The following is a 22,941-nucleotide window of genomic DNA, read 5'->3' on the forward strand; positions in this document are numbered from 1 at the left end:
GCCGGACAACGCGTTTTACGGGTGCGGCCGAACGCCCCGGCGGCCGTACAGTCCTGTTGATCACGTCGTCACCAGGAAGGGCCCGGCACCATGGTCGTGAAGGACGCGGAACTGCCGTACCTGCGCCGCTGCGTGGAGCTCGCGGCGGAGGCGCTCGAAGCCGGGGACGAGCCGTTCGGTTCGGTCCTGGTCGGCGGGGACGGCACGGTCCTCGGCGAGGACCACAACCGGGTGGCCTCGGGTGATCGCACGCGGCACCCCGAGTTCGAACTGGCGCGCTGGTCGGCAGCCCGTCTCACGCCCGAGGAGCGGGCGGCGGCCACGGTCTACACCTCCGGCGAGCACTGCCCGATGTGTGCGGCCGCGCACGCCTGGGTCGGTCTGGGACGCATCGTCTACGTGGCCTCGTCCGAACAACTCGCATCCTGGCTGAGCGAGTTGGGGGTCGCCGCGCCGCCGGTGCGCACACTCCCCGTCCACGAGGTCGCACCGGGTGTGGTCGTGGACGGACCGGTGCCCGAGCTGACGGAACGGGTGAGGCAGTTGCACGTGCGGTTCCACCGGGGACGCGACTGAGACACCCGGGCGGTCCCGGCCTGCCGGGGCCGCCCCCACCGGGGCTTCGTGAGGCCGGCCGCCCGAGATGCAGGGGCGCGCGGTCAAACTTACGATCGAATTCAACAGGCCAGGCGTACGCCTCGGTCTCCCCGACGGGGGGAGGCGCGTGTCCTTGCTGTCAGCACGTCGGCTGATGGCCGCCCACATCGCCCTCGTCACGGTCGCCACCGTCGTGTACATGACCGTCCCGGCGGCGGACCCCGCCCTGTGGGCCGCCATCGGGCTGGCGGGCGTCGTCGCCGTGGTGACCGGCATTCGTGTCCACCGGCCCGCCCATCAGTGGCCCTGGTGGGTCCTGGCCGGCGGACTGCTCACCTTCATCGCGGGCGACACGTACTACAACGTGGTGGAGGAGTACTTCGGCGCCGACAATCCGTTCCCCTCCCCCGCCGACGCCTGCTACCTCGCCACCTACCTGTTCTTCGCGGTCGGGCTGTCGGGGCTCGTCCGCCACCGGTGGGCCGACCGTGACCTGCCGAGCCTGCTCGACGCGCTGATCATCACCGCGGGCCTCGCACTGCCCGTGTGGGTGTACGTGGTGCAGCCGCTGACGGTGGTGGAAGGGCTGACCTGGCAGCAGCGCGCCACCAGCATCGCCTATCCCCTCGGCGATGTCCTCGTACTGGCCCTGCTGGCCCGGCTGCTGACCCCGAGTCCGCTCGACGGGCCCAACCGGGCCGTGCGGCTGCTGGTGGTGGGCACCGTGACACTGCTCGGCTTCGACATCGCGTACGGGATCCTGCAACTGAAGGACATGTGGCAGACCGGCACCCCGCTGGACCTCGGCTGGATCGCCTTCTACACCGCCTGGGGCCTGGCCGCCCTGCATCCCTCGATGGTCGCGCTGACCGCGTCCGTGCCACAGCGGATGTCCCTGCTGCCGCCGCCTCGCCGGCTGGTCCTGCTCACCGTGACCACGCTCATCGCGCCGGGGATCCTGCTGTACGAGGGGCTGAGCCGGCAGACGCGGGACGCCGCCGTGATCGCGGTCTTCTCGGGCGTGCTGTTCCTGCTGGTGATACTCCGGCTGGCGGGAATGGTCGTGGCCCATCGCCATGCGGTGACGCGGGAGCTCGCACTGCGCGAGGCCGCCGCCTCGCTGGTCTCGGCCTTCCGGCAGGAGGAGGTCGACCAGTCCTGCCGTGCGGCGGTCGACCGGCTGCTGGGGCCGGACGTACCGCACCGGACCCTGCTGCTGCCGACGGATCGCGCGGGGAACCTCGGCGCGCACGGCACCCACGTGGTGAGCCCGGCCGCCCTCGAACCCGGCGTCGCCGCCGGACTGGACGGCCTGCCCTCCGTCCTGGTCTGCCCCATGACCCGGCCCGACCGTCCGGCCGGGGGCGTCCCTGGTGTCCTGCTGGTCGCCGCCCCCGAGCGGCAGCTCAGCGAGACCTGGGGCTCGCTGGAGATCCTGGCGTCGCACGCGGGCCTGGCCATGGAGCGGGTCACGCTGCGCCAGGAGGTCGTCCGGCGGGAGAACGAGGCGTACTTCCGCACCCTGGTCCGCAACGCCTCCGACGTCATCCTGATCCTGGAGGACGACGACAGGATCCGGTACGCCAGCCCGTCCGCGCGGTCCGTCTTCGGCACCGACGACCTCGTCGGCGTCCCGCTGCCGGAGCTGGTGGATCCCGGGGACCGGGAGCGGGCCGCGCGGGAGCTGGCCGCCGTGCGGGAGAGGGGCGCGCGGGCCGGACACGACCACTGGTGGGTGCGGCGCCAGGAAGGGCGTGTCGAGGTGGAGGTGCGGTGCAGCGACTTCCGGGACGAGCAGACCGTGTCCGGCCTGGTGGTGACGCTGCGGGACGTGACCGAGCAGCGGCGGCTGGAGCAGGAGCTGACACAGCGGGCCTTCCACGACTCGCTGACCGGTCTGCCCAACCGGACGCTGTTGCTGGAGCGGATCGAACGCGCCTTGTTGCGCGGCCGCCGCGAGTCGTCCCTGACCTGTCTGCTCTACATCGACCTGGACGACTTCAAGCTGGTCAACGACACGCTGGGGCACCGGGCGGGCGACCAGCTGCTGATCGCCGTCGGCAACCGGCTGTCCCGGGCGCTGCGGCGGACCGACACCGCGGCCCGGCTGGGCGGGGACGAGTTCGCCGTGCTGATGGAGGACGCCCGGCAGCCGCTCGACGCCGAGCTGCTGGCGGCCCAGGTGATCCAGACGCTGGGGCGGCCGTTCGACCTGGCCGAAGAGTCGGTGACGGTGTCCGCCAGCGTGGGTGTGGCCACCGCGCGCGACAGCACGGACGCGGAGGAGCTGCTGGGGCACGCCGACCTCGCGCTGTACTCCGCGAAGGCGGCGGGCAAGCGGCAGTGGCGCCGCTTCAGGCCGCTGCTGCGCAGCCGCATGGTCGAGCGACACGACCTGCAGTCCCAGCTGGCGCAGGCGATCGCCGACAAGTCGTTCGCGCTGCGCTACCAGCCCGTCGTGGACATCACCGGAGGCGAGGTCGTCGGGTTCGAGGCCCTGGTCCGCTGGCCGCACGAGCACCGGCCGCCCGTCGCGCCCGACCAGTTCATCAGCCTGGCCGAGGAGACCGGGCACATCGCGCCACTGGGATCGTGGGTGCTGGAGAAGGCGGTCAACGACATCGCGGACCTGCAACGGCTGCCCGGCCCCGCCCGTCCGCCGTACGTCAGTGTGAACGTCTCCGCCCGCCAGTTCCGTGACGCCGGCTTCGTCGAGCAGGTCGAGCGGGCGCTGAGCACGCCCGGGCTGGAGCCCGGTTCCCTGCAGCTGGAGCTGACGGAGACGGTACTGCTGCACCGCGACGACCGCCTCCAGACGGTGCTGCACACGCTGAAGGAACTCGGGGTGCGCATCGCGGTCGACGACTTCGGCACCGGCTTCTCCTCACTGCGCTATCTGCGGGACTTCCCCATCGACGTGCTGAAGATCGACAAGTCGTTCATCGACGACATCGCCCACGACGCCCAGCAGGTCGCCCTGGTCGAGGGCATCGTACGGATCGCCGACACCCTGGGCCTCCAGGTCATCGCGGAGGGCATCGAGGACACCGCGCAGCGGGACCTGCTGGCCGGGATGGGCTGCCGGTTCGGGCAGGGGTACCTCTTCGCCCGGCCCCTGACGGTGGAGCAGAGCGCGCACGTGCTGCGGGAGCCGAGCGCCCGCCCCTTCGCGCCGACCCGGACGTGGCGGCCGCGTCTCGACGCCGCCCGGGGCCGCCGGGCGGCGCGCTGGCCGGATCTGGAGCATCTGCGGCGCACCAGCCCGATGAGCGACGCGGTCCTCGACGAGGTGCGCGGCCGGCACATCCGCAGCGGCGACCACTGGCTGATCGACTTCGCGTCCTGCAACTACCTGGGGTTCGACTGGGATCCGGAGATCATGGAGGCCGTCGATCCCGCGGTGCGCGAGTGGGGGACGCACCCCAGCTGGTCGCGGCTGCTGGGCAGTCCGCGGCTGTACCCCGACATCGAGGAGCGGCTCGCCGCGCTGCTGGGCGCGCCGGACACGCTGCTGTTGCCGACGCTGACGCTGGTGCACGCCTCGGTGATCCCGGCGATGGCCGAGAACGGGCACGTCTTCGTGGAGGCGACCGCGCACCGGACCGTCTACGACGGCTGTGTGGTGGCCCGCGCGCAGGGCGCCACCCTGCACCGCTTCCACGCCGAGCGGCTCGACGAGCTGCGCGCGCTGCTGGCCCGGGTGCCGCCGGGCACGCCCCGGCTCGTGTGCCTGGACGGCGTCAACAGCATGAGCGGCAACATCCCCGACCTGCCCGCGCTGGCCGCGGTGTGCCGGGCCGAAGGAGCGACGGTGTACGTCGACGACGCGCACGGCTTCGGCGTGATCGGGGAACGCGGGCCGGGCGAGACCTGCCCGTACGGCATGCGCGGCAACTGCTTGGTGCGGCACACCGGGGAGTCGTACGACGGGATCGTGCTCGTGGCGGGTTTCTCCAAGGCGTACTCGTCGCTGCTCGCGTTCCTGGCGCTGCCGTCGGAGCTCAAGAACCACCTCAAGACCGCCGCGGGCCCCTATCTCTACTCGGGGCCGTCCCCGACGGCGTCGCTGGCGACCGCGCTGGCCGGGCTCGACGTCAACGAGCGGCGGGGCGACGCCATCCGGGCCGACCTGTACCGCACGACGGTCCGGGTACTCGATCACCTGGACAAGCTGGGGGTGAGCACCCTCAACACGGACCGGCTGCCCATCGTGGAGATCCCGCTGACGGACCCCGCGGACCTGGACGCGGTCGCCGCGTACCTGTGGGAGGAGGGCATCTACGTGACGCTCGCCGCCTATCCGCTGGTGCCCCGCGACCAGGTCGGCTTCCGCATCCAGCTCACGGCGCTCCACTCGGACGACGACATCGACCGCCTCAACGGGACCCTGACCCGGCTGTCCGAGCGCTTCCCCCTGCGGCCGAAGGGCTAGAGAGCGATGACGACGCACAACGACGACGTGGACTGGGACCGCTGGCCGGTCGCCGACTATCTCCGCGAGAACTACCGCGAGGTGCATCCCGCGGACACGGCGGTCATCGCGCACCACAGCGCCTTCTACCGTCGCTTCCGTCCCGGCGCCATCGCCCGCTCGGTGGAGTTCGGGGCGGGTCCCAATCTCTACCCGCTGATCCTCGCGTCCGCCGTGAGCCGCAGGATCGACGCCGTGGAGGCGGGCGCGGGCAACGTCGCCTACCTCCAGGACCAGATCTGTCACCGCCTCGACGCGAGCTGGCTGCCCTTCCACGCGCTGTGCCGGCGGCTCAACCCGGATGTGCCGGCGACCCTGGCCGGGGCGCTGGCGCCGGTGAACGTCGTGCACGCCGACGTCCGGACCCTGCGACCCGGCTCGTACGAACTCGCCTCGATGCACTTCGTCGCCGAGGGCGCGACGGAGGACTTCGCCGAGTTCGCCGACTTCTGCCGCACCTTCGTCCGCACGGTCGAGCCGGGCGGCCACCTGGTCGCCGCGTTCATGGAGAACATGCCGACGTACCGCATCGGCCCGGCGTCCCGCTGGCCCGGCTGCCCGGTCGACCCGGCGACCGTGACCGAGGTCTTCACCCCTCTGACCAGCGACCTGGACGTCACTCACATCGACACCGACCCGACCCTGCCGGACTACGGCGACTCCGGGATGGTGCTGCTGACGGGGGTGGCGGAGGCGGTCTGAGGGCACCGCCTCCGTGACTGCTCCGGCAGGGCGCGCGCCCCAAGCCGTCCCTTCAGTCGTCCGTCCCCGGGCGGAACCGGCGGCGCAGGACGACTCCCCCCAGCACCAGTGCCGCGCTCGCCGCGACGGTCTGGAGGGCGTGGTCCGCGCCCGTGTGGGCCAGGGCGCCGGTGGCGTGGGGGGCGGTGTGCGCGGCCGGCTCGGGGGCGGGGTGCGGCCGAGGCGGGGTCGGCGGCTTCGGGACCGGCTTCGGTGGGTGGTGGGGGCGGACCGGGCGGTCGCCGGGGGTGTTCGAGGACTCGTTGCCGGTCGAGGCGTTGCCGACGCCGACCACGTTCACGCTGTTGCCGGTGACGTTGACCGGCAGGTCGACGGGCAGGTGGACGCCGTTGCCGGAGACCACGCCCGGTGAACCCTTCGCGCTGCCTTCGGCGGCCGCGCCGCCGGGCTTGCCGGTCCGGCCGGCCCGCCCGTCGTCCTTGTTCGCGCAACTGTTGCCGACGGCGGGATTGAGGAGCCCCACCACGTTCACGGTGTTCCCGCACACGTTCACCGGGACGTGCACCGGCAGCTGGACGGTGTTGCCGGAGACCACCCCCGGCGAACCGGCCGCCGAGCCCTCCGCTCCGGATCCGGCGTACGCGGGGACGGTCAAGGCCATCGCGCCCGAGGCGGCGGCGACGGCGATCACACCGTTTCGGGTAACCCGTTTCATAGGTTCCCTGCCTTCCAGACATCGTCGCGGGCACTCACCCGCACGAGATAAAACGCCGACGGCCGATCCGAGTTATGGCTTATCGGCCTTTCACCCCATCGAGCGGCCCGGTTGTCGAACGAGCGGTAAAGCCCTTCGTATGCGCGACGCGGCCGCGCAGGATAAGGCCCCCCGCCCCCGCCCGCTCGTCCGGAGGCGCGGCCTCCGGTGCCCGCTTATGGTGAGCGAGGGCGCCGGTCCCCGGTCCGCTGTGGGCGCCCCTGGAGGCATCGATGCTGGCCAAGCTGTCCATGCGCCCCTGGGTGAGGCGCTGCGCGGTCCCCTGTGCGGCCGGGCTGGCCCTGCTGGGCGCGGGGCTGCCGGCCGCGGACGACCCCGTGCCGGGCCTGGCGCGCTTCTACGACCAGAAGGTCAAGTGGTCGGCGTGCGAGGGCGAGGACATGCCGAAGGACCTCCAGTGCGGCAAGGTCACCGTCCCCCTCGACTACGCCCGCCCCGGGGAAGGGACGCTCGATCTCGCCCTGGCCCGCTACCGGGCCACAGGCAGGTCGCGGGGCTCGGTGCTGCTGAACTTCGGCGGCCCGGGCGGTCAGGGCGTGGGTCAACTCGCCGTGGCCGGCAAGGACTTCATGGGCCTGACGAACGGCTACGACGTGGTCGGCTTCGACCCCCGGGGAGTCGGCCGCTCCTCGCCGGTCAGCTGCGGCAACGCCTCGGACGACCCACTGGCCGCGACGGACGGCGTCGCGGCCGTGGCCGATCCGCAGGCCGTACTCGCAAAGCTGCGCCGCGCGGCGGCCGAGTGCGCCGAGCACTCGGGCCCCGTCCTGCCCCACATCGGCACGGTGAACGCCGCCCGCGACCTGGACGTCATGCGCGACGCACTCGGCGACGGCAAGCTCAACTACCTGGGCTTCTCCTACGGCAGCCGGCTCGGCGCGGTGTACGCGGCCCAGTTCCCCGACAAGGTCGGCAGGATGGTGCTGGACGGCGTCGACACCCTCACCGAGCCGCTGTCCGAGCAGGGTGTGGTGAGCGCACAGGGGCAGCAGACCGCGCTGGAGAACTTCCTCGCCTGGTGCACGGAGGACATCGCCTGCCCGTTCGGACAGAACCCGCGCGAGGCCAGGGAGCACGTCGTCGAGGTGGTCGAGTCGCTCGACCGGGACCCGGTGCCGACCGACTTCGGCGAGGCGTTCTCCGGCCAGGACTTCGCGGGCGCCCTCGCGCAGGGGCTGTTCAGCAGGGAGCTGTGGCCCTCGCTGCAGCGGGCCGTCGCGCAGCTGCTCGAGGACGGCGACACCAGCCGCCTGGAGGCCTTCGCGTCCGGGGGTGTCGCCCACCCGCCGTGGCGGGCGGCGCACCGCGGGCTCACCGACCCGCAGGACGTCCCCTTGGACAACCTGCCTGCGGCCCTGATGGCGGTGAACTGCGCGGACGATCCCGACCGCCCCGCCGCCGAGCAGGTCGGCAGGGACCTCGGCCGGCTGCGCGCCCGGTACGAGCGGGCATCACCGGTCTTCGGCCGGTACCGGCTCACCCAGGTGCTGATGTGCTACGGCCGCCCCAAGGGCACCGACTTCATCCGTGAGGAGGTCAAGGACCTCGACACCCCGAAGATGCTTCTCGTCGGCACCCGGGGCGACCCGGCCACGCCGTACCGCTGGACGGTGGAGACGGCCGAGCGGCTCGGGTCGTCGGCCGTGGTGCTCGACAACCGGGGCGAGGGCCACACCGGCTACGGCTCCTCCAAGTGCGTGCACCGCAAGGTCGACGCGTTCCTGCTGTACGGCACCCTCCCGCCGGACGGCAGCTCCTGCGGCTCCGACCACGACACCGAGTGAGCCGGGTGCGGTCACAGGCCCCGGTCAGGCGAGTTGGACCTCGGGTGCGTAGAGGTCCAGCCACATCGCCAGGTCGAGGGTCCGTTCCAGGCCCCTGCGTGCGGCCTGGCTGCTCACTGGCGTGTCCCGGTGCGCGACCTGCCGTAGCCGCTCGGGGTCGACGAGGTCGAAGACCGGGTGGTCCGGCCGTGCCAGGAGGTCCTTCGCCTGGTCCCGGAGGGCCACCGCGTACTTCGGGTCCTGCGTGGACGGGTAGGGACTCTTGACCCGGTCGTACACGGACCGCGGGATCAGATCCGCGGTCGCCTCCCTGAGCAGGCTCTTCTCCCGGCCGTCGAAGGACTTCAGCGCCCAGGGAGCGTTGTAGACGTACTCGACGAGCCGGTGGTCGCAGAACGGCACCCGGACCTCCAGGCCGACGGCCATGCTGGCGCGGTCCTTGCGGTCGAGCAAAACCCGTACGAACCGGGTCAGGTGCAGGTTGCTGATCCGCCGCATCCGGAACTCGAAGTCGCTCTCGCCGTCGAGGCGCTGCACACCGGCGACGGCGGAGCGGTAGCTGTCGGCGACGTAGGACTCCAGGTCCAGGGCCTTGACCAGCTCCGGGCGCAGGACGTCGGCGTCCTCGCCGAAGTGCCGGCCGAGGCGCACCAGCCAGGGGAAGGTGTCGGCCTGGCGGGCCTCCTCGTCGAAGAACTGCTGGTAGCCGCCGAAGACCTCGTCGGCGGACTCGCCCGAGAGGGCCACCGTGGACCGTTCACGGATGGCCCGGAAGAGCAGGTAGAGCGAGGCGTCCATGTCGCCGAGACCGGCCGGCAGGTCCCGGGCCCTGATCACCTTCTCCCGTACCGCGGGGTCGGCGAGGGCGTCCGCGTCCAGCACGATGTCCTGGTGATCGGTGCCGGCGTCCCGGGCCACGTCGTGCACGAAGGGGGTGTCGGGGGTGGCGCGCAGGTCGTCGGCGACGAAGTTGTCGGCTTGGCCCGCGAAGTCGACGGCGAAGCTGCGGACCCGCTCGCCGTGCGCGGCGAGCTGCCGGGCGGCGAGCGCCGTCATGGCGGAGGAGTCGAGGCCGCCGGAGAGCAGGGTGCAGCGGGGTACGTCGGCGACGAGCTGGCGGCGCACGATGTCGTCGAGGAGCGAGCGGACGGTGGCGATGGTGGTGTCGCGGTCGTCGGTGTGGGGCCGCGTGCGCAGTTCCCAGTAGACGCGACTGCGCACGCCCGTGCGGTCGACGGTGACGACGGTGCCGGGCTCGACCTCGCGCATGCCCTCCCACACGGCGTGTCCAGGGGTCTTGACCATGGTGAACAGCTCGCGCAGGCCGTCGAGGCCGACGCGCCGGCGGGCCAGCGGGTTGGCGAGGATCGCCTTGGGCTCGGACCCGAACAGGACGCCGTCGGGGGTGGGGTGGTAGTAGAGGGGCTTGATGCCCATGCGGTCGCGGATCAGCAGGAGCCGGTCGGTGCGGCCGTCCCAGACGGCGAAGGCGTACATGCCGTTCAGGCGCTCGGCGACGGCGTCGCCCCATTCGAGGTAGCCGCGCAGGACGACCTCGGTGTCGGAGCCGGTGGTGAAGCGGTGGCCGCGGGTGGTGAGCTCGCCGCGCAGTTCGGTGAAGTTGTAGGCCTCGCCCGAGTAGACGAGGGCGACGGTGCCGTTCGGGGTGGCGGCGGTCATGGGCTGGCGGCCACCGGGCAGGTCGATGATCGCGAGCCTGCGGTGTCCGAGGCCGGCGGGCCCCTCGGTCCAGACGCCGCGGTCGTCCGGGCCGCGGCAGGCCATCGTCTCGGTCATCGCGTCGAGGGTCGCCGCCTCGGCACTCAGGTCGCGGTCGTAGGAGACCCAGCCGGTGATGCCGCACATACGCGTACCTCCCGCAAATAAGTTGTACGAACCATCTATATTTCGAGCCTGTTACGCCCGCGGTCATGGGTCAACTCGTCGGCGGCGCGAGCGACCCCGGCCACCCCTGAAATCCAGCCACACTTTGCACACGCAATATCCGCGGACCCGCCGCACCACGGGGGATCCTCGTCGAAAATCGGCCAGCGGCAAAAACTTCCCCAACTCCCGGACGACGACGACTCCGCAGGGGGCACCGAATGCCCCGAATGCCCTCATGGTGAATCCGCTCTATCGTGCTGTCATGGAGCACGTTCTGAGTCCCGCGACCCTTGCCGAGCTGCGGCGCCCGCGCCCGTACCCCGCGGTCTCCGTGCTGACGCCGACCCACCGGCGCGATCCCTACAACGCCCAGGACCAGGTCCGGCTGCGCAATGCGGTCGCCGAGGCCAAGCGGCAACTGGAGGCCGATCCGGCGGTCAGCCGCGAACGACGGGCCGAGGTCGCCCGGCACCTCGACCAGGCGCTGTCCGAGGTCGATCTGACACACGCCGAGGACGGCCTGGTGATCTTCGCCGCCGCCGGTGAGCACCAGGTGTGGTCGCTCGCCCGGTCCGTGCCCGAACGCGTGGTGCTCTCGGACACCTTCCTCACCCGCAACCTCGTCTCCGCCCAGACGGCCAAGCGGCCGTTCTGGGTGCTGTCGCTCGCCGCCGACCGCGCGACCCTGTGGAACGGCGGCGTCGACCGCGTCGCCGAGCAGCGCGCCGACGGCTTCCCGCTGACCCGCCGCGTGGAGAACTTCGACCCGGAACGGCAGGAGAGGGTCGGCGACATGCCGAGCGCCTTCCGGGAGGAGCGCACCCGCCAGTTCCTGCGCGAGATCGACACCGCGATGAGCACCGTCCTGCGCGAGCACCCGCGACCGCTGTACGTCACCGGCCCGCCGGCCGCCCTCGCCCTGCTGGACGAGGTCGGCAGCGCCACCAAGGGGGCGGTGCACGTCCCGCACGGCGGCCTCGCGCACGGGACACCCGAGTCGGTGTGGCAGGCCATCCGGCCGGTGATCGAGACGGAGGCCCGCAGGGACACGGACGCCGTGGCCCGCGCCCTCGAAACGGCCCGGGGACGCCGGGAGTTCGCCGCCGGCGTCGACGAGCTCTGGCAGAGCGCCCGGGACGGCCGCGTCCGGCTGCTGGCCGTCGAGGAGAACTACCGCGTGAGGGTCAGCGACGCCGGGGATCATCTGATCCTCGCCGAGAGCGACGACCTCGGGTCCCGTGAGGACATCGTGGACGAGATCGTCGAGCAGTGCCTGGAGACCGGAGCCGACGTCCGCTTCGTACCGGACGGCACACTCGGCGAGGCGGACGGCATCGCCGGCGTCCTGCGGTACTGACACCTTCGAACACAGGGCCGTCGAACGCGCGCAGCACCCGGGGCCGCCGTCCCGACGGATCGTCAAACCCCCTGTGTAATCTACGACTTGACCCTTCGGAGGGGCCGCTCCACACCTACCTCGGAGTAACTCCGTGAGACCGTGGCATATGCCAGAAGCACCACCGTATCGTGTGTTGCCAAATCCCTTACAGGGCGTCGCGGGCTGTGCGACAGTCGTAACGGTCCCTCCGTCCGCCTTGGTCGTACCGTCCCCGCATCGGAGTGCGTCATGCCGTCCCACCTCTCCGCGGACCGCCCAGCCGCCCAGCCGCCCGGACGCGGCTCGGTCGACGCGCTGATAACGCAGACGCGGCGGCTCAAGGGCGACGTGGACGCCGTGCGGCGCGACGCCGAGGGAGCGGAGTCGGACCACCCCCGGGGACGCTGGCAGCGCGCCCTGTACGACCTGGCCCTGCACCAGCTCAACGACCTCGACGAGCACCTGGCCCAGCTGCGGGACGGCCCCCTGCCCGCGGCGGCCCCGGAACCCGCCGTGCCCGCACCCGGTTCACTGCTCAGCCGGGTCGGCAGCGCGGAGTGGAACCTGCTGACGGACGAGGCCAGTTGGTCCGGGGAGCTGTACCAGATCCTGGGCCGCGACCCCGCCGCTCCCCCGCTCACCCTCGACGAGCTGCCCTCCCTGGTGCTCGACGAGGACCGGCCGAAGCTGACGGCGATGGTCACGAACTGCCTCGTCGACGCCCGGCCCATCGACGGCGAGTTCCGTATCGCACGCCAGGGCGGCGACGTACGGACCGTGCACATGATGGGCGAACCGGTGCTCGACACGGACGGCAGCACCGCCTCGATGTGGGCCGTGCTGCGGGACGTCAGCGAACTGCGCCGCAGCCAGCGGGCGGTGAGCGAGACCCGTGACTCGCTCCCCGACGGGCAGGACGCACGGACCGGGCACCGGCTCGCGGTCGAGTTGCAGGAGGCCGTGCTGCCGCCGTGGCTCGGCTCCCTGCGGCTCCCGCACCGGGGTCCCAGGACCCTCGACCTCGCGGCCCGGCGCCTGCCGGCGGCCACGAACACGCCGATCGGCGGTGACTGGTACGACGCGCTCGAACTGACCGACGGCGAGACCCTCCTCAGCGTCGGCGACCTCACCGGACACGGCGTCGGTGTCACGTCGAACATGACGATGCTGCTCGGTGCCGTACGCGGCATGGCGATGGCCGGCGCCCCGCCCGGCCGGCTGATGGCCTGGCTGAACCAGTTACTCGACGCCACCGTGCAACCCGCCCTCGGCAGCGCCGTCTGCTGCCGCTACCGCCCCGGGACCCGCACCCTGGTGTGGGCGCAGGCCGGACACCCCGCCCCGCTGCTGTTCCGCGACGGGACGGGGCGTGTGCTGGACGCACCGGACGGCGTCCTGCTCGGCGCCACCTCGGGCGCCGTCTACGGGCAGACCGAAGAGACCCTCGAGGTGGGCGACCTGCTGCTCCTGCACACCGACGGGCTGGTACCCGGGCACACCGGAACGGCGGCCTCGAACCTCCTCCTCGACCTGGCGCCGCGGCTGACCGGGACCGCCACCGCACAGGACTGCGTACGGACGGTGGTCCAGGAGTTCGGCGAATGCGAGCGCGCGGACAACGCCTGCGTGCTCGTCGCCAAGGTCACGTCATAGGAAACTCAGGCCTGTGCGTTGTTGCCGCCCCTGCCCTTCGTCTTCGGCAGGGCGAGCTTGATCTCCTCCCGCAGCTCCTGGATCTTCGGGTAGCCGGAGTACTGGGCGGTGAGCCGGTACATCTGGCGCAGCCGGTCCCAGGTGCGATGGGAGGAGTTGGAGCCCATCGACACCAGTGCCAGTCGCGCGTACCGGTCGGCCTGTTCGGGGTCGTCCGCGATGAAGCACGCCGAGGCCATCGACAGATAGTCGAAGATCTTCGACCGCTGCCGGCCGTCGACCCGCAGGGCGAGCGCCTTCTCGGCGTAGTGCTGGGCATGCGCGGCCGCGTCCGGCTCGAACTCGGCGAGCGTGCGGTAGGCCAGGGCCTGCATGCCGTAGAGATCCTCCTCCTTGAAGGTCTGCATCCAGTCCGGTGGTGGTACGTCGGCCTTGTCGGAGACGAACAGGTCCTCGGCCTGCCCGAGCGTGCGGCGCATGGCCTGGCCCTTGCCCATCGAGGCCTGTGCCCAGGCCTCGATGGTGCAGAGCATCGCCCGGGTGCGGGGCAGCACCTCGTCACCGGAGCCGGACGTGGCCAGCTTCATCAGGTCCAGGGCCTCGTCCGGCTTGCCCAGGTGCACCATCTGGCGGGCCGCACGGGAGAGTGCCTCGCCCGCGCGGGGCCGGTCCCCGCCCTCTCTCGCCGCGTGCGCGGCGATGACGAAGTACTTCTGGGCCGTGGGCTCCAGGCCGACGTCGTGCGACATCCAGCCCGCGAGGACGGCCAGGTTGGCGGCGACGCCCCACAGGCGCCGCTGGAGATGGGGTGGGTGACGGTAGGCGAGCATGCCGCCCACCTCGTTGAGCTGGCCCACCACGGCCTTGCGCTGGAGCCCGCCGCCGCGGGCCGCGTCCCAGGCGCGGAACACCTCGACCGAGCGCTCCAGTTCCTCGATCTCCTGCGACCCGATGGGGGCGGCCTCGTAGCGGTCGAACCCAGCGGGGTCGGCGTGCAGGGGATGGTCGAGGTCGGGAGCGTCGGCGGTCAGGGCAGGGTCGGTGTGCAGCCAGTCGTACATGGCGCTGCTGAGTGCGGATCCCGCGGCGAGCGCGGCGCCCGCGCCCACCAAGCCGCGTCGGTTGAGCATGAGGTCCATTCCCGTGAATTCGGTGAGGACCGCGGCGGTCCGCTCGGGCGCCCACGGCACTCCGTCGGGAGACTCCGCGCTCCCGCCGCCCTGCCGCTTCCCCGCACGCCCGTGCCGGACCAGACCGAGGTCCTCGATGGTCACGACACGGCCGAGACGCTCGGTGAACAGAGCCGCCAGCACCCGCGGCACCGGATCGCGCGGGATCTCTCCCATGTCGATCCACCGCCGCACCCGGGAGGTGTCGGTCGCCAGCTGGGGATGGCCCATGGCCGCCGCCTGCCGGTTGACCAGCCTCGCGAGTTCGCCCTTGGACCAGCCGGCCAGGCCGAACAGGTCCGCGAGCCGGGTGTTGGGTTGTCCGCTCACGTCAAGCCCCCAGGTTCTCGGCTGAGTTGACAGTAGCCCGGGGAGACTTGCCGGGCGACTATTCGCCAGGGTTCGCCAGGGTGCGCCAGATGGTGTGCCACTGGTCATCGGGTGTCAGGTAGGAACGCGCCACCCCGACCCGGTCGCCGCAGGGACATTCCCCAGGGTGCTCCCGGGAGTCCGGGCCGGGTGGTGCGCTGTCGTCGCAGGCACACGAAGGGATCTGTCTCGCCCATGTACGCAGCATCGTCCTCCGTGTCCGCACCGCCCCGGTCGCTGCACCCCCGTCCCACGGACAGCGGCCCCTACCTCGCCCCCGCGCGGCCGGCGGCCCCCGTGCTCGGTGCGGGCAGGGCGCGGCGCGGCGCGGTCCTCGGCACCCAACCGCTCAGCGGGAGACTCGACTTGTCCGGCCCTCAGGGCGCGCAGCTGCGCACGGCGATCGCGTCGGTGCACCGCATCTGCCCGGAGTTCGCCCCGGTGCAGGTCCTGCGCCGCAACGGGCGGTCCGTGCTCCTGGTCGGCACGACCGGTCGCAGCTCGGCCGTCGCCAAGTGTTTACTGGACCACTCCCCCGCCTGGTCCGAGCGGATCCGCCACGAGATAGCGGCGTACCGCTCGTTCGTCCGGCACCGCCCTCCGGTGCGCGTGCCGAGACTGATCGCGGCGGACCCGGACAACTGCACCCTGGTGATCGAGCGGATGCCGGGGCGGGTTGCGGCGCTCCAGCGGCACCCGGCCGAAGCGCCGCCGCGGGCGGACATCAGGGCGGCACTCGGCGCGATCTGCCGGCTGAACGCCTGGCGGCCGCCGGCGGGCACGTTCGACGCCCCGCTGGACTACGCCGCCCGGATCTCCCGGTACCACGAGCTGGGCCTGCTCACCGACCGGGACCTGGGCGATCTCCAGAAACTGCTGCACGGCATCGCGCAGGCGGCCGGGCGGCAGGGCATGGGCCAGTTCTGCCACGGCGACGCACTGCTGTCGAACATCCTCCTGTCACCGGCCGGTCCAGTGCTGGTGGACTGGGAGCACGCGGGCTGGTATCTGCCGGGGTACGACCTGGCGACGCTGTGGTCGGTGCTCGGGGACGCGCCGGTCGCCCGTCGTCAGATCAGCCAGATCGCACAGTCGGCGGGACCGGCGTCCAGGGACGCCTTCCTGGTGAACCTGATGCTGGTGCTGACCCGGGAGATCCGGACGTACGAGACGGCCGTGCAGCGTTCGATGCACGACACGACCCCGGCGGCACCGGGTACGGCCCACCCTGGTGCTGCGCCGTCCGGCGAGGAGCAGCGGCTGCTGCTGCGGCGGCTGCACGACGACTGTCAGATGGCCCGGCGGGCCGTGCGCGCGGCGGTCGGCACTCGCTGACGGGGACGAAGGGGCCGCTGTGTGCCTGGACAGGCACACAGCGGCCCCTTCGTGTGTGCGGCGCGCCGCCCTTCGGTTCAGCCCTGCTGGAACAGCTCGGCGGGCAGCGGTTTGAGGAGGGCGTACAGGTCGTCCGTGATGGGCCGGTCCCAGGCGGCGATGGTCACCAGGACGTTGTCGCTGCGGTCGAACTGCACGCAGGAGATGCGGCCCTCGGAAAGCTTGACGCGGCGCACGATCAGGAGGTTGTCGCCCTGCATCACCGGCACGTCCTCGGTGCCGACGACGGTGACCTCCTCGTCGTTCTCCAGGGCCAGCAGCAGCTGCGCCACCTCGAAGGGGACCTGCCCCTCGGGGACCTCGCGGGCCGGGGAGCCCTCCGGCAGGTTGCCGATGATCATCGCGGGACCGCGGCCGCCGAACAGGTCGTAACGCAGGAAGACGCCCTGGCAGGTGCCGTCGGGCGCGGGCAGCAGTCCCGCACCGAGGTTGCCGGGCCAGTCGCCCGGGTCCATGGCCAGTACGTCGAAGTCGGGCCCGGCGGGCGTGGCGCTGCGGCGGCGGAGGAACGACATGCCGCCATGGTACGTGGCCCGGCCTGCGAAGTGTCGCGAGGGCGGCGACCCGATCGGCCCTACGCCGTCGTCCGGTGCCGTCGGTGGTGGCGGGCCACCCGGGCGCGGTTGCCGCAGGACGGATTGCACCACTCCTGGCGCGGGTGGTCCTTGAGGAAGTACCGCACGCAGCGGGGCGCGCGGCAGGCCCGCAGCCGGTCGCGGTCGGGGCTCGCGAGGAACGCGATCACGGCGTGCGCGAGGGCGGAGGTCAGGTCGTCGCCGCCGCGTACGGGCCGCTGACGGACCTCGGGTCCGGTCCCCTCGGGCCAGTTCAGGACGGGCACGGTGGGGGTGCGGGCGGCTGCCTCGTTGAGGCGCCGTACGGCCTCGGGTACGGGCAGGAGACGGGCCGCGTCGGCGGGGCTCGGCTCGCCGGGGCGCACGGCGCGGGCGAAGAGTGCGCGGACGGCGGCCCGCAGGTCGCGGACGGTGGCGAGCTGCGCGGCGTCGGCCGTGAAACGGCCGGCGTCCGGCAGGGCCTCGGAGTGTGTCCGGACCCAGGCGGTCAGGCCTGCCGGGTCGGTCAGGTCGTCGGCGACACCGCCGTTGCCGTCGTGCCGGATGGTGAGGGCCAGCTCCAGGGCGAGCCGGGCGTCCCTGCTGATCGGTTCCCGCATGGGCCTAATGATAGGCCGCCCGGCACCCATTACATCGGGGTCAGTCCTCCGGTGGTGCCGGCGGGACCACCGCGACGGGGCTCGCGGCGTGCAGCAGGACGGCGTGGGTGACCGAGCCCATCATGCGGGCGGGTGCCAGCAGGTGCCGCCGGTGACGGCCCACGACGACGAGGTCGGCGCCCGGCGAGGCCGCCACGAGGTGTCCGGCGGCGTCGCCCGCCGCCGGAACCGTCTCGACCGCGACGTCGGGGTGCCGTTCGCGGTAGGGGGCGAGGAATCCCTCGGCGAGGATCCGGGTCTCGTCCTCGATGACGTTCTGGTCGACGATCGGCGGGGGCAGCTCGCCGGGCATCATCCAGGGCTGCGCGGGCCACGGGTAGGCGGCGACCGCCTGGAGCCGGGCGCCGCGCCGGGTGGCCTCGGCGAAGGCGAACTCGAGTGTGGCCTCGTCGGGACCGTCCACCTTCAGGCCGACGACCACGCGGGAGCCGGGACCGGGCCGCGTCTCACCGTGGACGTCGCGCCCGGGCCGGGGCACCACCACGACGGGGCACTCGGCGTCGCGGGCGGCGGCCATGCCGTTGGAGCCGAGCAGCAGGCTGGCGAAACCGCCGCGGCCCCGGGAACCGAGGACCAGCAGCTGGGCGGAGGAGCCCAGTTCGGGCAGGACGGCGCCGGGGGCGCCCTCCAGGGCGAGGTACTCCGTGTCCGGCCGGGCGGAGAGGCTCTCCAGGTGGGCGCGGACCCGGTCGAGCACCGGGTCGTCGTGCGGGTCCGGCGGTCCGGCGGCCAGCACCTCGGGCTGCGCCCAGTGGGCGTACTGACGTACATGCACCACACGCAGGGGTGCCGAACGCCGGCGGGCCGCGTCGAGGGCCCACTCCAGGGCGCGCAGGCTGTCGTCCGAACCGTCGACCGCCGCGATGACCGGCAGGGTGCTCATGGGTTCCTCGCCTTCCGGGATACGACCGTGCCTCCGGGGCCAGCCTGGCTCAGGCGCGGGCCGGGGGAGGATGTCTCAGGTCGCGTGTTTCGGAAATGCGGGCGGAACACCCCCGGATCGGCCGTGGGGTCACGGCCGGTCCGGGACGGTTCCCTGGGTGCCGCGGTCGTGGTCGCGCGGCGTCGCGGTCAGGTGAGGTCGAACTCCCCTTCCCGCGCTCCCGACACGAACGCGCCCCACTCGGCGGGCGTGAAGATCAGGGAGGGGCTCTCCGGACGGGCACTGTTCCGCATGGCGATGAAGCCCTCTACGAAGGCGATCTGGACATCCCCCCGCCCCCGGCTGCTGGACTGCCACTGTGCGTTGGTGAGGTCCAGCTCCGGCTTGTCCCAGCCCGTGAGCGGGCGCTGCTGGGTGGTGGTCTCGGCCACGTCCGTGCTCCTCCCGGTTCGTCGTCCGCGGCCAGCCTAGCGATCGTGTCCCACCGCCGACAGGGCACGTGAGGGGGACCCTGTCAGGAGTCCGGCGGCTCGGCTCCCACCAGCCACATGGAGAAGAACTGCGAGCCGCCGCCGTAGGCGTGCCCGAGGACCCTGCGGGCGCCTTCCACCTGGTGTTCCCCGGCCTGTCCGCGCACCTGGAGGGCCGCCTCCGCGAAGCGGATCATGCCGGAGGCGCCGATGGGGTTGGTGGACAGCACGCCGCCCGACATGTTGACGGGCAGGTCCCCGTCCAGTTCGGTCACGCCCGCCTCGGTGAGCTTCCACCCTTCGCCCTCGCCGGCGAAGCCGAGGTTCTCCAGCCACATCGGCTCGTACCAGGAGAACGGGACGTAGATCTCGGCGCCGTCGATCTCGCGGCGCGGGTCGGTGATCCCGGCCTGCCGGTAGACGTCGGCCGCGCAGTCCTGCCCGGCCCGCGGGGAGACGAAGTCCTTGCCGGCGAAGAGGGTCGGCTCGCTGCGCATCGCGCCGCCGAGCATCCAGGCGGGCGGTCGCGGCGCCCGGGCGGCTCCGGCGCGGTCGGTGAGGACCATGGCGCAGGCGCCGTCGGAGGAGGGGCAGGTCTCCGAGTAGCGGACCGGATCCCACAGCATGGGCGAGGCCATGACCTTGTCGAGGGTGATGTCGTGCTCGTGCAGGTGGGCGTAGGGGTTCCGCAGGGCGTTGCGGCGGTCCTTGTAGGCGACCAGGGCGCCGATCGTCTCGGGGGCGCCGCTGCGCCGCATGTAGGCGCGGATGTGCGGGGCGAAGAACCCGCCGGCTCCCGCGAGCAGGGGCTGCTGGGCGGGGATGGGCAGGGACAGCCCCCACATGGCGTTCGACTCGGACTGCTTTTCGAAGGCGAGGGTGAGGACGGTGCCGTGGACGCGGGCCGCGACGAGGTTCGCGGCGACGAGGGCGGTGGAACCGCCGACCGAACCCGCGGTGTGCACCCGGAGCATGGGTTTGCCGACGGCGCCGAGCGCGTCGGCGAGGTAGAGCTCCGGCATCATGACGCCCTCGAAGAAGTCGGGCGCCTTGCCGATCACGACGGCGTCGATGTCGGCCCAGGTCAGCTCGGCGTCGTCCAGGGCCCGTCGGGCCGCCTCCCGGACGAGTCCCGCGATCGACACGTCCCGGCGTGCCGCGACGTGCTTGGTCTGGCCGATGCCGACGACGGCCACGGGCTCCTTGCTCATCGGCGTTCCCCTTCGAGTACGGCGACCAGGTTCTGCTGGAGGCAGGGGCCGGAGGTGGCGTGGGCGAGGGCGCGGTCGGAGGCGCCGCGGTGGATGCGGGCGGCGGCCTCGCCGATGCGGATGAGTCCGGCGGCCATGATCGGGTTGGCGGCGAGGGCGCCGCCGGAGGGGTTGACGACGACGCCGTCGTCGAGGCGGAGGGCCTTGCGCAGGACGATCTCCTGGGCGGTGAAGGGCGCGTGCAGCTCGGCGGTGTCGACGGGCCGTTCGAAGGCGCCGGCCCGCTCGGCGGCCAGGCGGGTGGACGGCGAGTCGGTCAGGTCGCGCACGCCGAGGCCGTGGGCCTCGACGCGGTGGTCGATGCCGCGGATCCAGGCCGGGCGTGCGCACAGGTCGCGGGCCCGCTCCCCCGCCGCGAGGATCACGGCGGCGGCCCCGTCGCCGATGGGCGGGCAGTCGCCGCTGCGCAGGGGCTGTACGAGGTAGTCGCCCTGCGGCACGGCTCCTCGCAGCTGGGCGTGCGGATTGGTGGCCGCCGACTCCCGGTTGCGGGCGGCGACGGCGGCGAGCGCCGGTTCGTCGGTGTCGCCCACGTCGATGAGCGCCTGCGCCTGGAGGGCGGCGAGGGCCACGGAATCGGGCCACAGGGGTGCCACGTAGTACGGGTCGAGCTGCCGGGTGAGGACGTCGCGGACGGGACCGGGCGAGGACTTGCCGTACGCGTAGACGAGGGCGGTGTCGGCGTCGCCGGTGAGGAGCTTGGTCCAGGCCTCGTACAGGGCCCAGGCGCCGTCCATCTCGACGTGGGACTCGGAGATCGGCGGCCAGGCGCCGACGCCGTCCAGGGCGAGGGTGAACGAGAAGGCGCGGCCGGCGAGGTAGTCGCTGGAGCCGGAGCAGGTGAAGTCGATGTCGGCGGTCTTCAGGCCGGTCCGGTCGAGGACCTCGTGCAGCACCGGCATGAGCATCTCCACCTCGGAGAGCTCCTCGCTGGTGCGCCGGTGGGCGGTCTGGGCGAAGGCCACGACGGCGATCTGGCGGTCCCCCGGTGCGCTCGTCACAGCAGCTCCTTGTAGGTGTCGTAGTCCGCGTCCGGTTCGCCCGTGGGCCGGTAGTGGTCGGGATAGCGGCCGCCCTCGGTCCACACGGGCTCGACGCGCAGCCCCATGCGGACTTCGTCGTACGGGATGCCGCCGATCCGGCCGTGCAGTGCGAGGTCGGCGCCGTCGAGGGCGATGTGGGCGTAGACGTAGGGCACCTCGATGTCGAGATTCGCCGTATGCGCAGCCTTGATGTTGACGATGCAGAAGGTGGTCACCGTGCCGCGCGGCCCGACCTCGACCTGCTCCGATGTGGCCACCCCACAGGTGGGGCACGCACCCCTCGGCGGGACGTACACCTTGCGGCAGGCCGGGCAGCGCTCGCCGACGGTCCGGCGGCCGGAGAGGGCGTTGATGTAGGCGGTCTGGGCGCGGCCGGGTGAGTAGGTGTAGTCGAGGCGGGCGGCGGCGACGATGCCGGTGACCGGGTCCTCGAACACGCCGGTGTGCCCGGCTGGTTCGCCCGGGGCGCCGTCGTACGGCTCGAAGCAGGCGATGTCCGTGATGGCTCCGGTGCGTTCCGCCGCCCAGCGGACGCGGACGCGCATGCCGGTGCGCACGGCGTCGGGGCCGGGGGTGTCGAGGGCGTGCAGCAGGGCGGTGTCGGCGCCGTCGAGACGGACCAGGGCCCAGGCGAAGGGGGTGGTGAGGGGCTGGCCGCGGCGGGGGGCGTGGTTCCAGGCCCAGGTGGTGACCGTGCCGGTGGGGGCGACCTCGACGAGGTCGCGGACCTCCTCGGCGGTGACGGGGTCGTACTCGACGGGCGGGACGGCGACGCGGCCGTCGCTCGCCCGCACCCCCAGGACGACACGCTCGCGCAGGCCGGTCAGGAAGGCGCTCTGGACGGGGCCGAGGGAGCGGGTGAAGGGGAACTCGACGACGAGAGGGGCTTTGAGGACTTCGGGCATGCCGGAGGGCTCCTTCGGTCAGGCGCACACGGTCAGGCGCGCTTGTAGACGGGCGGTCGCTTCTCCGCGAAGGCGCGGGCGCCCTCCTTGGCGTCGGCGGTGCCGAAGACCGGTTGACCGCGGGTGAGTTCGGCAGCGAGACCGTCGGACTCGCTCATGTCCGCGGTCTCGTAGACGGAGGCCTTGACGGCCTCGACGGCCAGCGGGCCGCAGGAGTTGATCTGTTCGGCGATCTCCAGTGCCCTGGCGAGCGCCGTGCCGTCGGGGACGACATGGCCCACCAGGCCGATGGCGGCGGCCTCGCGGGCGGTGTAGGGGCGGCCGGTGAGGAGCATCTCCAGGGCGTGGGTGCGCGGGATCTGGCGTGGCAGCCGGACCGTGGATCCGCCGATGGGGAACAGACCGCGCCGCACCTCGAACAGGCCGAAGGTCGCGGACTCGCCGGCGACGCGGATGTCGGTGCCCTGGAGCATCTCGGTGCCGCCCGCGACGCAGTACCCCTCGACGGCCGCGATCACCGGCTTGCGCGGGCGGTGGTGGCGCAGCATCGCCTTCCAGTGCAGGTCGGGGTCGGCCTTGAGCCGGTCGCGGTACTCCTCGCCCGCCATGCCGTTGCCGGCGAGGGCCTTGAGGTCCATGCCCGAGCAGAACGAGCCGCCCGCACCGGTGAACACGATCGAGCGGACCGAGTCGTCGGCGTCGGCCTCCAGCCAGCCGTCGTAGAGGCCGACGAGCATCGGCAGCGAGAGCGCGTTCCTGGCTTCGGGCCTGTTGAGCGTGAGCACCAGTGTGGCGCCTTCGCGCTGCACGGTGAGGTGTTCCGTCCCACCCATGGCCAACTCCCCTCTCGTGAACGTGAACAGGTTGCAGTAGGGAGGGAGGCACTTCAAGGGTTTTCTGACAGTCAGTCAGATTTCTTCGTGCGGGCCCTTCACAGTTGGACCGCCCTTTGCTC

At 72.5% G+C, this 22,941-nt stretch carries 18 protein-coding genes; 7 read left to right on the forward strand and 11 right to left on the reverse strand.

Going from position 1 to position 22,941, the window contains the following annotated elements; genetic code table 11:
• Nucleotides 1-90 precede the first annotated feature (90 nt).
• The 3 genes from SCNRRL3882_RS02510 to SCNRRL3882_RS02520 all read left to right on the forward strand — a co-directional run bounded on the left by SCNRRL3882_RS02510 (nucleotide 91) and on the right by SCNRRL3882_RS02520 (nucleotide 5,770).
• Nucleotides 91-576, forward strand: coding sequence for a nucleoside deaminase (locus SCNRRL3882_RS02510; RefSeq protein ID WP_010033057.1), 486 nt, complete (start codon nucleotides 91-93; stop codon nucleotides 574-576).
• Between the two features lie 175 nt (nucleotides 577-751).
• Entirely contained in the window at nucleotides 752-5,029 is a 4,278-nt protein-coding gene (locus tag SCNRRL3882_RS02515) for an aminotransferase class I/II-fold pyridoxal phosphate-dependent enzyme (protein WP_010033055.1), read from the forward strand.
• A 6-nt stretch (nucleotides 5,030-5,035) separates the two neighbouring features.
• On the forward strand, nucleotides 5,036-5,770 hold the full coding sequence (locus tag SCNRRL3882_RS02520) for an N-methyltransferase (protein ID WP_010033053.1): 735 nt from the start codon (nucleotides 5,036-5,038) through the stop codon (nucleotides 5,768-5,770).
• Between the two features lie 52 nt (nucleotides 5,771-5,822).
• On the opposite strand, the gene SCNRRL3882_RS02525 is transcribed toward SCNRRL3882_RS02520, so the two are convergent.
• Entirely contained in the window at nucleotides 5,823-6,485 is a 663-nt protein-coding gene (locus tag SCNRRL3882_RS02525; RefSeq protein WP_086012456.1) for a chaplin, read from the reverse strand.
• Between the two features lie 272 nt (nucleotides 6,486-6,757).
• Between SCNRRL3882_RS02525 and SCNRRL3882_RS02530 the strand changes: the two genes are divergently transcribed.
• Nucleotides 6,758-8,329 carry an alpha/beta hydrolase gene (locus SCNRRL3882_RS02530; RefSeq protein ID WP_010033050.1) on the forward strand — a complete coding sequence of 524 codons (1,572 nt, stop codon included), beginning with the start codon at nucleotides 6,758-6,760 and terminating at the stop codon, nucleotides 8,327-8,329.
• Between the two features lie 24 nt (nucleotides 8,330-8,353).
• On the opposite strand, the gene asnB is transcribed toward SCNRRL3882_RS02530, so the two are convergent.
• The gene (gene asnB, locus SCNRRL3882_RS02535; protein ID WP_010033048.1) at nucleotides 8,354-10,195 is read right to left on the reverse strand and encodes an asparagine synthase (glutamine-hydrolyzing); all 1,842 of its coding nucleotides are present in this window, start codon (nucleotides 10,193-10,195) and stop codon (nucleotides 8,354-8,356) included.
• A gap of 283 nt (nucleotides 10,196-10,478) precedes the next feature.
• Here asnB and SCNRRL3882_RS02540 point away from each other — a divergent pair, with 283 nt between their 5' ends.
• Nucleotides 10,479-11,573 carry a hypothetical protein gene (locus SCNRRL3882_RS02540; RefSeq protein WP_010033047.1) on the forward strand — a complete coding sequence of 365 codons (1,095 nt, stop codon included), beginning with the start codon at nucleotides 10,479-10,481 and terminating at the stop codon, nucleotides 11,571-11,573.
• A gap of 270 nt (nucleotides 11,574-11,843) precedes the next feature.
• Nucleotides 11,844-13,247, forward strand: a complete 1,404-nt coding sequence (locus SCNRRL3882_RS02545) for a PP2C family protein-serine/threonine phosphatase (RefSeq protein WP_010033046.1) — start codon at nucleotides 11,844-11,846, stop codon at nucleotides 13,245-13,247.
• A 5-nt stretch (nucleotides 13,248-13,252) separates the two neighbouring features.
• On the opposite strand, the gene SCNRRL3882_RS02550 is transcribed toward SCNRRL3882_RS02545, so the two are convergent.
• A complete protein-coding gene (locus tag SCNRRL3882_RS02550; RefSeq protein ID WP_010033045.1) occupies nucleotides 13,253-14,746 on the reverse strand; it encodes a hypothetical protein in 1,494 nt (497 codons plus the stop codon).
• 234 nt (nucleotides 14,747-14,980) lie between these two features.
• Here SCNRRL3882_RS02550 and SCNRRL3882_RS02555 point away from each other — a divergent pair, with 234 nt between their 5' ends.
• Nucleotides 14,981-16,120, forward strand: coding sequence for an aminoglycoside phosphotransferase family protein (locus SCNRRL3882_RS02555; RefSeq protein WP_010033044.1), 1,140 nt, complete (start codon nucleotides 14,981-14,983; stop codon nucleotides 16,118-16,120).
• Nucleotides 16,121-16,197: 77 nt separating this feature from the next.
• On the opposite strand, the gene SCNRRL3882_RS02560 is transcribed toward SCNRRL3882_RS02555, so the two are convergent.
• From SCNRRL3882_RS02560 to SCNRRL3882_RS02595, 8 genes are all read right to left on the reverse strand, one after another.
• Nucleotides 16,198-16,695: a hypothetical protein gene (locus SCNRRL3882_RS02560; protein WP_010033043.1), complete on the reverse strand. Its 498-nt coding sequence runs from the start codon at nucleotides 16,693-16,695 to the stop codon at nucleotides 16,198-16,200.
• Nucleotides 16,696-16,754: 59 nt separating this feature from the next.
• On the reverse strand, nucleotides 16,755-17,354 hold the full coding sequence (locus tag SCNRRL3882_RS02565) for a CGNR zinc finger domain-containing protein (RefSeq protein WP_010033041.1): 600 nt from the start codon (nucleotides 17,352-17,354) through the stop codon (nucleotides 16,755-16,757).
• 40 nt (nucleotides 17,355-17,394) lie between these two features.
• Nucleotides 17,395-18,297 carry a universal stress protein gene (locus tag SCNRRL3882_RS02570; RefSeq protein ID WP_010033040.1) on the reverse strand — a complete coding sequence of 301 codons (903 nt, stop codon included), beginning with the start codon at nucleotides 18,295-18,297 and terminating at the stop codon, nucleotides 17,395-17,397.
• Between the two features lie 188 nt (nucleotides 18,298-18,485).
• Nucleotides 18,486-18,728: a DUF397 domain-containing protein gene (locus tag SCNRRL3882_RS02575; protein WP_010033039.1), complete on the reverse strand. Its 243-nt coding sequence runs from the start codon at nucleotides 18,726-18,728 to the stop codon at nucleotides 18,486-18,488.
• An 83-nt stretch (nucleotides 18,729-18,811) separates the two neighbouring features.
• Nucleotides 18,812-19,978, reverse strand: coding sequence for a thiolase domain-containing protein (locus tag SCNRRL3882_RS02580; RefSeq protein ID WP_010033038.1), 1,167 nt, complete (start codon nucleotides 19,976-19,978; stop codon nucleotides 18,812-18,814).
• Nucleotides 19,975-21,039, reverse strand: a complete 1,065-nt coding sequence (locus SCNRRL3882_RS02585) for a thiolase domain-containing protein (protein ID WP_010033033.1) — start codon at nucleotides 21,037-21,039, stop codon at nucleotides 19,975-19,977. The genes SCNRRL3882_RS02580 and SCNRRL3882_RS02585 overlap by 4 nt, the downstream gene beginning before the upstream one ends.
• Nucleotides 21,036-21,986: a Zn-ribbon domain-containing OB-fold protein gene (locus tag SCNRRL3882_RS02590; protein WP_010033030.1), complete on the reverse strand. Its 951-nt coding sequence runs from the start codon at nucleotides 21,984-21,986 to the stop codon at nucleotides 21,036-21,038. The genes SCNRRL3882_RS02585 and SCNRRL3882_RS02590 overlap by 4 nt, the downstream gene beginning before the upstream one ends.
• A gap of 32 nt (nucleotides 21,987-22,018) precedes the next feature.
• On the reverse strand, nucleotides 22,019-22,819 hold the full coding sequence (locus tag SCNRRL3882_RS02595; protein ID WP_010033028.1) for a crotonase/enoyl-CoA hydratase family protein: 801 nt from the start codon (nucleotides 22,817-22,819) through the stop codon (nucleotides 22,019-22,021).
• Nucleotides 22,820-22,941: the final 122 nt, after the last annotated feature.

The organism is Streptomyces chartreusis NRRL 3882 (assembly GCF_900236475.1).
Taxonomy (GTDB): Bacteria; Actinomycetota; Actinomycetes; order Streptomycetales; family Streptomycetaceae; genus Streptomyces; species Streptomyces chartreusis_D.